The following is a 12,948-nucleotide window of genomic DNA, read 5'->3' on the forward strand; positions in this document are numbered from 1 at the left end:
AAAGCTTACGGGAAATTTTATTTAAAAAAGTTAATATTTCCCGTTTTAAAATGTAAGTATTTGTAGTAAAATGAGCCATAAGGAATCCTCCTCTTTTTTGTTTAGTGAAGATTTTGTTTTGCAGCTTAATTTTACTATGAAAAGGAAGAAGATTCCTTATATTTTAAGCATTTTTTAAAGTTGTTTATAGAAGGAGTCATAAATTCGAGCCTCTGTGGATAAATCTGTGGAAACTCAAGTGATAATTTAATAGACTTTACACTTTTGCTATGATATAATCCTTATATCTAATAGGGTAATCATAAAAAAGGGGCTGATATTATGGCATTGACCAATGAAGATTTGAAAGCCATAGCGGAATTAATGGACGAAAGAATTAAACCGCTAAAGGACGACATACGAGATCTGAAATCTGATATCCACAATCTGTCCGATATGATAGAGGTTCTAGAAATCAAGCAAGATGTTACATCGCATAAACTTGAAGATCTTACGTTTCGTGAAGCCAGTATGGAGCATAGCAATAAAAAGGAATTTACGAAGATTAACGACCAATTAGAGACACTAACCGCAGTTCTTGAGGCAAAAAATATTTTACCTAAACAAGCATAGATATCATGAAAGAGTGTAAAGCCTGTTAAATTATCAATGGCTCTGCACTCTTTTTAGTTAAGTCTGTAATGCAGCCATAGAGATATGAGGTAGTGTAATCTCCTAAAGATGCATTCATCTTAATCTCTCCTTTCTTATTTTCTTCATTCATTATAACACCTCAGTCATCATTTTTCTATAATTGAGCTTATATTTTCTGTAATGCGATCAGAATACCATATTCTCAGTTTCGAATCAAAAAGTTAACATAATATATTATGCCCTTGGCAGCAGGATTATACACATTACTACCATTCCATTTCAAATTTAACGGACATTCCTATGATATATGATTAATCATCAATTTCAATCTGCCATTCCATCATAGTTCAATAAACCCGATCTGGTATCCTCTCCCTATACTTTACATAATCGTTAATCTCCTACAATAATTTCTGCTTCCGTAAACTTTTTAATCAGATTATTAAATTGTTCAATGACCTCCATGGCAACTTTGTTTCTATTCTTATTCACACTATTATAAAAGGCAAAATAAGGTTTTTGATTGGTGCAGTCATATATATACCAGTGCATGCATCTTTCTGTCAGATCTATGGTGAATTTCACTTTAATTATTTTACGGTAAAGGTAGCTTTGATAGAAAAAGGTGTCTTTACGCGGCTCAAAACCATTTTTCATTAGAATCTCTTTTGTTACATGATCCCTTACCAGATATTCCAGCTGCACAGCGTACACTCCCTTTATGATATTACAGCTACTTTCAAATCCATATGATTCGAATATTAAACTTATGCCAGCTTTCCCTTTTTATCTCTATTTTTTACATGTATCTCATTACCAAAGCCAATCCATTTCAGCTTTTACGGTGCCGGCAAAGCAAAAGACACCTGTCAAATTAACAGATGCCTAAAACCTGCATTCTATCCTTTTTTCGTGCCTGCGGCAGGATTCCGTCTGCACAATTGCATTTCACCCTGCCGCATCACGTTACATCCGATCCTTCCCAAACCCTCTAATGAAAAATCCCCGTAACCGCATTCCATATCTTCCCAAACACATTCGCAATCCTCTGCCATACCCCAATATCTGCAGCCGAAGGTTCAATATCCACAGCGTTGTCATTTCCATCCTCCTCGCTGATTTCCTGAGTCCTTAATATGATCTGAATGCTGGAAGGTGCCGGATTTTTATCCGATGTAAAGGAAACCATCGCCTCATCCGCATTCATCTCCAAAAGATTGGTATCGTCACCGATCTTATCCAGCTCATCCTTAACGCTGTTCCGAAGGCTTTCATTGGCTTCCCGAAGCTTACCGGTGGTGCCGGACGTATCCGCTGCCTTTTCCAAAATATCGATCAGCCCGTCCAACGTATTTTTCGTACCATTTTCCACTGCGCTCCGGTTATTTTTGACCGTATTCTGAACGCTCCTGAATAAAGAAATCAACTGGTCTGTCGCTGAACTTATCTGCTCAATGGAAGCAGACGTATCATCTAACATTAAATCAAATGCCGCCTTGTTATCATTTTTTGTTTTATTAAGGCTTACTACATCTCCAATGGTCGTATCGATATTATCCATGATTGCGGCTAATTCATTGGCAATGGAACCTCCATTCTTAAGCCCCCCATCCACATCGATTCCTGAAATGGCAGTTCTGACACTGGAAAGGATATTCTGCATGGAAGACAGGATTTTTGAAAGTATGGCGGCAGTCTGGATCAGACCTGCAGCATCTTGCCCGTCCAATCCGTCCGCCTCAATGCCGTCAAGCTGGCTGCGCAATTTACTTACCGCATCCGAGCCCAGAGCAAACTCTAAGTCATTCAGGATTCCATCCATATCCTCCATCAGATTCTGCATGTCTTCCGCCTGCTCCTCCACGTCCTCCTCGCTTAAAGAAGCCGAACCTCCGGATACCGAGTTGATTCTGTTTAAAACCGCTTCGATCGCGGCCAGCTGCTGTTCAACATTGCTGATCTCATCCTTAATTTCATCTGCATCGGATTCCTCCAGATCAGATTGCAAATCACGGATGGAATCTTTTAAATCCCTTAAAGAATCAGACAAATGATAAAAATCATCGCCGGAATCCTGAAGCGTTTCCACCAGCCCGTTTACCTTTCCGTTGATCTCATCCAATGACTGCTTATTGGCATTGATATCCGGTGCAAGCTGGCTGATCTTCTGGTTCGCAGCCTCTAAGCTGTCCAGACTGTTATCGGCATTGGCTATGATTTCGTCCTTGGATGCATCAAAGTTTTCTCTGGCTCCCTGAAGCTGCTGTAAGCCCTCTTTTGCCACATCCATACCATTGCTGATATTATGTAAGGTATCCAGCAGTTCGTTCATTCCATCCAGCAGCTCATCCGTTGAATTTTCAAAGGTATCCCTGGCTTCCTTAATATCAGCAATTTCACCGATCTGATCCAATGTTCCCGGAACCATCATCATGATCATTCCGCTGGACTCAAAATCATGGGTGCTGATTTCAATATGAAAGGTCTTTTCCTGTCCTGGCACTGCAGCAAAAAATACGACTTTATAAGTTCCAACCGACTGAGTCTGTGAACCGGGAGCTTCTACCGAACTGACATCCTCCATATCCACCATGGTCCCAACCTGAAGGAGCATATTATTCCTGTAATAATCTCTTGCATTTTTATTGGGCATGCAGTGGATGTCTATTTCCACCAGACCGTCGGCGTGGAGCAAATCCTGAGCTTCTTTTGGCATACCATTTAATTTATAGGAAACATCAAAATTCCAGGGCAGGACAACATCGCTGTTGTTAAGCTGGCATTCATAGTAAAAACGTTCCTTTGAATCCTCCGGTAGCTGCCAGGTCACACCCTCCTCCTGTATGACTGGTTTGGCATAGTTGGTCATATTGGTTACATCCGTATAGGTACCGTAATCCGTGAAGGAACGCAGGCCGTTTAAAGAAACTCCCTTTACCACACTGGAATCTACCTGGCTCCCATAATAATCCAGATTTACATACAACGCTTCATCGGTGGATACCGCAGGCGTTCCGGCGTATACACTTCCTGCCACCGATCCTCCCATCATGGCAGTGATCACTGCAGCTGCCGTCAGCCGGTATGCTTTATTTCTTCTTTTTCTCATCATCGTTCCCTTCTTCCTTTTCCTGTTTCTTCAGAGAAAACCGTTTTCCCATTTCCTTCTTTTTTTGTTTCACCATAAGGTGGGCAGCAGCTATTTTTTCACGTTTCCCCGCTTCCCACATGAGAAGGGGATCTGACATGGTTAAAAGAACCGGAAGTAAAAACAGCACCATCAGGACACTGATCAATGCACCTCGGCCAATGAGATGTCCCAGACCGGCAATGGCGGCCACAGAGGAAATGAAGTACAGCCCGTAACCCACAATGGTCAAAATGGTACCGGAGGTCAGAATGGACAAAGCGCTCCTTGATACCGTATGCTTTATGGCTCTGGCCTTTTCCGGATATTTTTTCTTCGCCTCCATATAGTTATTGGTCATGAGGATCGAATAATCGACTGTGGCTCCAAGCTGGAGGCAGCTTACAATAATATAACCCAGATACAATATATTTTCCCCTGTGAAGTACGGAAGCGCCATATTGAAGAATACCGCCACTTCAATCGGAATCAGTACCACAACAGGAATTACAATGGATTTAAAAGAAATCATAACCACCAGTCCGACCCCCAATATTGACAGGATGTTAACGAAATTATAATCCTCCGTAATAATGGACTTAATATCCTGGGTAGAGGGAATGACTCCGGTAATATAAGCTCCTTCCGGATAATATTGATTCACCATATTTCTTATTTCATCGGAACACTGGAAAGCAAAATCGCTTTCATCCGATGACTTCACATAAATCATGATGCGGCTGAAGCCATCCGTGTGCATCAGGCTTGTCAGACTCTTTGGAAGAATTTTCTCCGGGATTCCTTCCGGCAGAGTGCCTGCAAGGGAAGTGGCTGATTTTACGTAATCGAGGTCCTCCAGCGCATCCGTCAGTTCCCTTTCCGTGACCATGTTTGTGTTGGGAACCACTGCGAGGATCAGATTGCTCTTTCCAAACCGGCTGTTGATCTCCTGTTCATCCTCATATACCCTGGTTCCCGGACTGGAACCCAGTGCACCGTTGCCAAAGGTAAACGCATTCATATTCTGGGCTACAAAAGCCGGAACCACCAAAAGCAGCACCGCAGGAAACACTCCGTACCGCACCCTGTAAACCAGACGCCCCAGGCCATGGAAGGATGGCATAAAGGAACGGTGCTCTGCCCTTTTGATCCTGTCTCCCCAGCGAAGCAGCAGGGAAGGCATCAGAAAGATGACCGTTATCAGGCTGATCACAATTCCCTTTGCCAGAACAAAGCCCAAATCCCGTCCAATGGAGAAACGCATCAACATAAGAACCAGAAATCCGATGATGGTGGTGGCACCGCTGGCCAGAATGGACGGCAGGGATTTATGTAAAGCATTGGTAATGGCTGTTACCGGATCGGCTCCCTTTTCCCTCTCCTTGGTAAAGCTGTCCAAAAGAAATACGGAATAATCCATGGCCACAGCCAGCTGCAGGATAGAAGCCACGCTGAATGTTATAAAGGAAATGGTTCCTGACACCAGGTTGGTTCCCATATTTATAATAATGGCTATGCCCATAATAAGGAGAAACAGCACCGGTTCAAACCAGGATGTGGTGGTCAGGCACAGCACCGCCGCGATCATGACAACTCCCATTGCCATGGCAATACTGATCTCCCTCGTCAGTGTCTCATTTAAGGATTTGTTCTGAACGGCTGAGCCCATGAAATATCCTTTGTCACCGGTCAGCTTCTGCATCTGGCTGATGGCTGATTTGGTTAAGCTGCTGGAATCCCCTTCCTCAAAAATAATATCCATAACTGCATAATCATCCTTATAATAGTCCTGGATATCGTCATAATCGATAAAAATATCCGCCTTATAAACATCGGTCTTGGTATCCGCCCACATAACCATGTCCACGCCGTCGATTTCCGATATCCGGTCCTTGTAGGCCTTTGCCTCATACAGCGTGACCGGACCGACCATAACCCGGGCCGTGCCCGGATAACCGAACTCCTCTTCCATCACGTTTAAGCCTTTTTTTGCAGGTGCCCATTCCGGAAGATATTCACTTAAGTCATAATTGACATGGACAAAACATGCACATATGGCAGAAATGATCACTGCAGCCGTAAAAAGCGTTTCAATCCATCTGCCTTTTTTGACGATTAAGTCAATGAGGTTTAAGCGTTTTCTTTTCTGCGCATTTTTTCCGGTCTTTTTATCTTTTTCCTTTGTTTTCACTTTATTCACCCTTTTCCAGTCTTTTCAGTCTATACCATAATACCAATTTTCCAATTTGTAATTATACAATTCTTTTAAGTTGAATGTTTTTTCGACAAAATTTGAAATATGTCTAAATAATATTGTCATTTGCCGTCAACTCCGCTATAATAAAAAGGATTCTTCTGATTCCGGTTCCGGAACCCTATTTCCACCAAAATCATTCCGTTCTTGCTGTAATCTGCCTCATGCAGTTTACATAAATCACATCTAAGGAGGTATACTTATGGTATACGAAACATTTCTGGAAACTGTCAAAAATTCCCTGAAGGAAAGGCTTGGAGCAGAATTTACCCTGGCAATCCAATCCGTCACCAAAAACAACGGACTTATACTTGACGGACTTTGTATTGGAAAAGCAGAGGAAAAAACGGCCCCTACCATCTATCTTAACGCCTTTTACAAGGCATTTCAAAATGGAAAGCCGCTAAGAGAAATCATTGACGTCATTATGGCCCTCTATCAAAACAGTCAGCTGCCGGAAAACTTTTCTTTCGAGGAACTTTTACTGCCGGATCAGATAATGGACAAAATCATCTTTCGCCTTATCAATGAAACCGCCAACCAGGATCTGCTCAAAGACGTTCCACATATTTCCTACCCGGATCTGGATCTGTCCCTCGTATTCTGCCTGTCGCTTCAAAAAACAGAAGACAATCTCCTGACTGCTCTGATCCACAACAGCCACAAAAAAGCGTGGAACCTGTCCACAGAAGAATTGGAACAGGCAGCTAAAACCAACACACCACACCTTTTTCCGGCCCGCATCCGTTCCCTGCCGGAAGTCATAAAGGACATCGCAATAAAATCTGCAGGGAAAGATATCGAAGAGGATGCCATGGATGAATTCTTCGATTCCGCTCCTCTCACCCCTCCCATGTACGTACTGACCAATATTACCGGAATGAACGGGGCAGGCTGCATATTTTATGAGGGCATATTAAAAGACTTCGCAGCATGCTGTGACAGCGATTTAATCATCCTGCCCTCCAGCATTCACGAAGTCCTCATCATTCCATATAACAAAGATATATCTTTTGAAGAATTAGCTGATACGGTCTTTTCCATCAATCAGGAAGAAGTCCCGGAAGAAGACCGTCTCTCCAATCACATCTATTACTACTCCAGAAGCAGCGATGGCCTGACCATTGCATTCACTTCTTTTGTCCCAATCGGAACAGAGAATCCATGATAAAGATAGCCATGGCTATGGCGCCTGCAATCTGAACTGTCTCCACCAGATAATGGCTGGAAAGCTCCGGATCATTGCTGATTACATAGGAAACACTCCGGTAAATCGAAGCCCCCGGAACTGACGGCAGGATCCCTGCCACCAGAAACACGGTAACCGGAGCTTTAAAAATCCTTGCAGAAATATGGCTGGAAAGAGCCACCAGCAGGCTGGATAAAAAGGCCGCAGCTATGACGGACCCGGCTGCGGCTGCCACCAGAAGATAAACCAGCCATCCGGCCGCACCGATCCCTCCCGCCAGAGCCACATATTTCTTCGGCAGTTCAAGAATTAAAGAAAAACTGATCACCGCCAGAAAAGCACCAACCGTCTGTACTACCATGCAGGTCCACCTCCTGTCATCCACTGAAACAGGCCCATTCCTGCTCCCACCCCTGCGGCCACTGCCAGGGCAATTACCACTGCTTCCATCATTCTGGCTGTACCGGAGGCATAATCTCCATTTAAAGTATCCCGGATGGCAGTTGTAAATATCACTCCGGGGACCAATGGCATGATGGCACCGATGATGATGATGTCGCTGTTGATTCCAGGCATAAGAAAATGTTGCAGAAGCAGGGTGGTAACGGCAATTAGAAATGCACAGACCCCATTGGCACAAAAATCATTGAGCCTGATTCTTACCGATGCCTCCATGACTCCGGCCAGAACAGCCCCGGTCACCGCGGCTGCCGCACAGTCTTTTCCCCCTCCGCCTAAAAGAAGGGTAAAGAATACTGCTACGCCCACGACCCCGATGTCTTTCACTCTTCTGCCGTACTGCATCGTATTCCGTATCTCCTTAAGCCTTCCGTAGGCTTCCTCCACGGTCATCAGGTCCACACACAGCTTTCTTGATACATCATTAACCAGATACACCCGGTTAAGATTGGTGGACCGGATCGTCACCCTTCTGGCTATTGTTATGGCCTCAATGGAAGGATCGTTTAAAGACGCAAAGATGCCTGTGGAAAATACGATGGCTTCCGCCGTGTCCCGGCCCGCTTTTCGTAAAATGTGGTCGATGGTATTCTCCACCCGGTAAATTTCGGCACCACTTATCAACATAATCTCACCTGCCAGAACTGCAGTTTCCACAAGCAGCTTATCATTCATAGGCTCATTCCTCTATATTTGAATTAAAAAATCAGACTCCCGATCTGAAACACCAGCACCGAAGCGGCCCAGGCCACTGCCAGTTGGAAAAAGACCATGCCAAGGGTCCATCTTACGGAACCCGTCTCCTTTTTAATCGTTGCGACTGCTGCAATACAAGGAGAATACAGCAGGCAGAAGATCATCAGGGCATAGGCATTTACGCCGCCAAACCCAAAACTTCCGAGCGTTCTGGAAAGCTCTCCCATTCCTGCTGCCGAATTCACATTGCCGATTCCAAACAGCACGGAAAAACTGGAAACCACCACTTCTTTTGCAGAAAGTCCGGATATCAGGGCTACCGCGATCCTCCAGTCGCCAAGACCGGCCGGCCGAAGCACCGGGACCAGAACGCGTCCGATAATAGCAGCAAAGCTTTCCGAAACATCCGAAACAAAACCGGAGGGGCCGCTGTTTAACACAAACCACAGAACAATGGCAGCCAGAAAAATCGTAGTCCCCGCCTTGCTCAAATAATCCTTTACTTTGTCCCAAACATAGATGGCTACCGTCCTCCCGTTGGGCGTCTTATACTCAGGAAGTTCAATTAAAAGGGCATCCTCATCTTCCGCTTTTGCCATACGGTGGGTGACATGAGCGATCGCAATGGCTACCGCAAGCCCGATGAGATACAGGGAATAGGCCACCACCAGTGCATGATCCGGGAAAAACATCTCTGAAAACAGCACATATATGGGAAGCCTGGCCGAGCAGGACATAAACGGCGTTATTAAAATAGTTCTCCTCCTGTCCTTCTCGCTGGGCAGCGACCTGGCCGCCATGACTGCCGGGACAGTACAGCCAAATCCCAAAAGCATAGGAAGAAACGCCTTGCCCGAAAGTCCCACCCGGCCCATGATCTCATTCATAACATAGGCGACCCTTGCCATATATCCGCTGTCTTCCAGAAATGCAAGGGCAAGGAACAGGATGAAAATATTAGGAAGGAACGTAAGGATTCCTCCCACACCAGCCACAATTCCGTCCACCACCAGAGACGTAATCCAGCCGGATGCATGGATGCTTTCCATGAATTGCTGCATAGATACGGAAATCAGATTCAGTGTGATTTCAAAATATCCCTTCAGAAAATCTCCCACAGTAAAGGTCAAAAAGAACACCAGAGCCATGATCCCCAGAAAAAACGGTACTCCCAAAAACGGATGGGTCAGATATTCGTCGATCTTATCCGTGAATGCGGCCTTCTGCTCTTTGTTTACCAGACATTCGTGAATGATTCCTTCTATATAATCGTATTTCTGGTTGATGATTTCCTTTTCATAATTATGATCAATGATGTTACTTAAATCTACAGGATGGTCGTTCCAGACCTCCTCATCATATTCCAGAAATTTAATGGCATGCCACCTTAAGTTATCCATGCTCCCATAGTGGGCCTTTAGTACGGTTTCCACCTTGGAAATCTTATTTTCAATTTTAGGTGTATAATTTACAACGACATCCTGAGGACCTTCTTCATAATGATGGACCACCGCATGGAGCAGCACATCAAGCCCGGTCCGCTTCCTGGCGGATACCGGAACCACCGGAATGGATCCCAGCATTTCAGGAAGACGGTGAAGATCGATCTCCATTCCCCGTTCCTCTACGATGTCCATCATGTTAAGCGCCAGAATCACCGGCTTTTTAAGCTCCAGAAGCTGAAGGGTCAGATACAGATTCCGTTCCAGAGACGAAGCATCAACTACATTGACGATCACATCCACTTCCCCATCTTCCAGGCATTTCCTCGTTACTTTTTCTTCTATGGTATAACAGGTCAGGCTGTAAATTCCGGGCGTATCGATCACCTTGATGGGACGGCCCTTATAGCTGGTCACTCCCTCCACTCTTTCCACCGTAACACCGGGCCAATTGGCTACCTTAAGCTTTGCTCCTGTAAACGCATTGAAAAGGGTTGTCTTTCCGCAGTTCGGATTTCCGACAAACCCGACACGAATCGCTCTGTTATCTTCACTCATGTTTTGCGGCCTCCCTTATTTCAATTCCCTCTGCTATCTTTCTTCCCAGGGCAAGGCGGGTACCTCTGACCTTGATGATCACGGTGCCGCTCCCCTTTTTGTTCATAAGGGTGACAGGCGTCATCTCATTGACGCCCAGGGCTTCCAGCCGCCTTGTGATGGCATCCTTTACCATCACACTGTAAACAATGTAGGTTTTTCCGATTTCTCCTTCATGAAGCTTCATAATGATCTCCTCTGGATGCAGCCTTTCCTTATTCCGGCATGCTATGGCTCTTACCATAGATTACATCCATAGAGATTTTACTCTTAATGAGAATCATTGTCAATACCATTCCGGTCGTCCGATGGAATTATTTTTAAGCTGTCCGGTGCCGTCAATCGTCCATATCCTGCAGCATCTTTTTCACCTGTACCATCCGGTCACGCAGCTTTGCCGCCTCTTCGAAGTTCAGCTCTGCCGCTGCCTGGTGCATCTTCTTCGTAAGCTCCTTTGCCAGCTTCTCCAGTTCCTTTGCATCCATGGATTCCGGGTCCTTCTTAAAGTCCCTCTCCTCTTCCATAGCCGCTTTGGAAATAGCGATCAGGTCGCGGACCGATTTCTTGATGGTAGTGGGGGTAATCCCATGCTCTTCATTATATTTCTGCTGAATGGCTCTTCTCCGGTTTGTTTCTTCGATCGCCACCCGCATGGAGTCCGTAACCTTATCCGCATACATGATAACATGTCCATCCGAGTTTCTGGCCGCCCTTCCGATGGTCTGGATCAAAGAGGTCTCGGAACGGAGAAAGCCTTCCTTATCCGCATCCAGGATCGCCACCAGAGTGATCTCCGGAATATCAAGACCTTCCCGCAGCAGATTGATTCCCACCAGTACATCGAAAACATCCAGGCGCATATCCCGAATGATCTCGGAACGTTCCAGGGTGTCGATATCGGAGTGGAGATACTTTACCCGAATTCCCACTTCTCTCATATAATCCGTCAGATCTTCCGCCATCCGCTTGGTCAGGGTGGTAATTAACACCTTGTTTTTCTTAGCCACTTCCTTATTTACCTCGGAGACCAGATCATCGATCTGTCCCTCCACAGGCCTTACAGCAATTTCAGGATCCAGAAGTCCCGTAGGGCGGATGATCTGCTCCACCCTCAAAAGTTCATGATCTGCCTCGTAAACGGAAGGAGTTGCGGACACGAACATCATCTGATTGATCTTCGTTTCGAATTCCTCAAAATTCAAAGGACGGTTATCGAGAGCGGAAGGAAGACGGAAACCAAAATTTACAAGGGTGGTTTTCCTGGAACGGTCCCCTGCAAACATGCCGCGGACCTGAGGAAGCGTAATATGGGACTCGTCCACAATAATCAGAAAATCATCCGAAAAATAATCGATGAGGGTGCACGGGGGATCTCCCGGCCTGCTTCCGGTCAAATGCCTGGAATAGTTCTCAATTCCGGAACAAAAACCGGTCTCCTTCATCATCTCCACATCAAAATTCGTCCGTTCGGAAATCCTCTGCGCTTCCAAAAGTTTGTCTTCGCTCTTAAAATATGCCACCTGCTCTTTTAACTCCGCCAGGATCGTCTGAGCAGCCAGCTCCATCTTTTCCTTGGAAACAACGTAATGGGAAGCCGGAAAAATGGCTACATGGCCAAGCTCTGCACGGATCTCTCCGGTCAGGGTATCGATCTCTGTGATCCGGTCCACTTCATCGCCAAAGAATTCAACCCGGTATGCCTCGCTGCCGGAATAGGCCGGGAATATCTCCACCACATCTCCCCTGACCCGGAAGGTCCCGCGCCTGAAGTCCATATCATTCCGGTCATACTGGATATCGATCAGCTTGTGAATGATCTCATCCCGGTCCTTTATCATGCCGGGCCTTAAGGAAATAACCATCTCCTTATAATCAATGGGGCTTCCCAGACCATAGATACAGGATACCGATGCCACGATAATCACATCGTCCCGTTCCGAAAGAGCAGCCGTCGCGGAATGGCGGAGCTTGTCAATCTCGTCATTAATGGCGGAATCCTTCTCAATATACGTATCCGTAGACGGGACATAAGCTTCCGGCTGGTAATAATCATAATAGGAAACAAAATATTCCACCGCATTTTCCGGAAAAAATTCCTTGAACTCGCTGTAAAGCTGGGCTGCAAGTGTCTTGTTATGGGCAATAATAAGGGTCGGCTTCTGTAATTTCTGTATGACATTTGCCATGGTAAACGTCTTTCCCGAACCGGTGACTCCCAGCAATGTCTGGAACTGGTTTCCTTCCTGAAAGCCTTTTACAAGCTGCTCTATGGCCTGCGGCTGGTCACCGGTAGGAGCATATTCCGAATGTAATTTAAATTCCATATCATTTCACCTCCGAGGTGACCATAAGAAGGCCACCTAAAGCATTTCTCACTCCGTAGGACCAGATGATTCCTACTGATATATGATATCATTGACTGTTATCGCCAATTATATCATATATGTGCTGAAATGTATAGCCATTCAGGGAACATCTGTTCTGTTTCCTGTTCTGCCCGAAGATTCGTATACCCTCTGTACCACTGTTTGGCATAATACTCCTTAAACCG

At 45.5% G+C, this 12,948-nt stretch carries 10 protein-coding genes; 2 read left to right on the top strand and 8 right to left on the bottom strand.

Annotated elements, in window-relative coordinates:
• The first annotated feature begins 321 nt into the window (after positions 1 to 321).
• A complete protein-coding gene (locus BQ9856_RS16570) occupies positions 322 to 612 on the top strand; it encodes a hypothetical protein (RefSeq protein WP_077612029.1) in 291 nt (96 codons plus the stop codon).
• Between the two features lie 414 nt (positions 613 to 1,026).
• Here the strand turns inward: BQ9856_RS16570 and BQ9856_RS16575 are convergent, their stop codons facing one another.
• From BQ9856_RS16575 to BQ9856_RS16585, 3 genes are all read right to left on the bottom strand, one after another.
• Positions 1,027 to 1,338: a hypothetical protein gene (locus tag BQ9856_RS16575; protein WP_077612030.1), complete on the bottom strand. Its 312-nt coding sequence runs from the start codon at positions 1,336 to 1,338 to the stop codon at positions 1,027 to 1,029.
• 286 nt (positions 1,339 to 1,624) lie between these two features.
• Positions 1,625 to 3,745, bottom strand: coding sequence for a hypothetical protein (locus tag BQ9856_RS16580; protein WP_235839236.1), 2,121 nt, complete (start codon positions 3,743 to 3,745; stop codon positions 1,625 to 1,627).
• The gene (locus tag BQ9856_RS16585) at positions 3,723 to 5,951 is read right to left on the bottom strand and encodes an efflux RND transporter permease subunit (protein ID WP_200801320.1); all 2,229 of its coding nucleotides are present in this window, start codon (positions 5,949 to 5,951) and stop codon (positions 3,723 to 3,725) included. The genes BQ9856_RS16580 and BQ9856_RS16585 overlap by 23 nt, the downstream gene beginning before the upstream one ends.
• Before the next feature lie 265 nt (positions 5,952 to 6,216).
• Between BQ9856_RS16585 and BQ9856_RS16590 the strand changes: the two genes are divergently transcribed.
• The gene (locus tag BQ9856_RS16590; RefSeq protein WP_077612032.1) at positions 6,217 to 7,182 is read left to right on the top strand and encodes a DUF5688 family protein; all 966 of its coding nucleotides are present in this window, start codon (positions 6,217 to 6,219) and stop codon (positions 7,180 to 7,182) included.
• Here BQ9856_RS16590 and BQ9856_RS16595 read toward each other — a convergent pair.
• From BQ9856_RS16595 to uvrB, 5 genes are all read right to left on the bottom strand, one after another.
• The gene (locus BQ9856_RS16595) at positions 7,145 to 7,564 is read right to left on the bottom strand and encodes a threonine/serine exporter family protein (protein ID WP_077612033.1); all 420 of its coding nucleotides are present in this window, start codon (positions 7,562 to 7,564) and stop codon (positions 7,145 to 7,147) included. The genes BQ9856_RS16590 and BQ9856_RS16595 overlap by 38 nt on opposite strands.
• Positions 7,558 to 8,337: a threonine/serine exporter family protein gene (locus BQ9856_RS16600; protein ID WP_077612034.1), complete on the bottom strand. Its 780-nt coding sequence runs from the start codon at positions 8,335 to 8,337 to the stop codon at positions 7,558 to 7,560. The genes BQ9856_RS16595 and BQ9856_RS16600 overlap by 7 nt, the downstream gene beginning before the upstream one ends.
• A gap of 23 nt (positions 8,338 to 8,360) precedes the next feature.
• Entirely contained in the window at positions 8,361 to 10,358 is a 1,998-nt protein-coding gene (feoB, locus tag BQ9856_RS16605) for a ferrous iron transport protein B (RefSeq protein WP_077612035.1), read from the bottom strand.
• Entirely contained in the window at positions 10,351 to 10,584 is a 234-nt protein-coding gene (locus BQ9856_RS16610; RefSeq protein WP_077613413.1) for a FeoA domain-containing protein, read from the bottom strand. The genes feoB and BQ9856_RS16610 overlap by 8 nt, the downstream gene beginning before the upstream one ends.
• Before the next feature lie 151 nt (positions 10,585 to 10,735).
• Positions 10,736 to 12,721 carry an excinuclease ABC subunit UvrB gene (gene uvrB / locus BQ9856_RS16615; protein ID WP_077612036.1) on the bottom strand — a complete coding sequence of 662 codons (1,986 nt, stop codon included), beginning with the start codon at positions 12,719 to 12,721 and terminating at the stop codon, positions 10,736 to 10,738.
• Positions 12,722 to 12,948 lie beyond the last annotated feature (227 nt).

Source organism: Clostridium sp. Marseille-P2415 (assembly GCF_900155545.1).
Lineage (GTDB): Bacteria > Bacillota > Clostridia > Lachnospirales > Lachnospiraceae > Lacrimispora.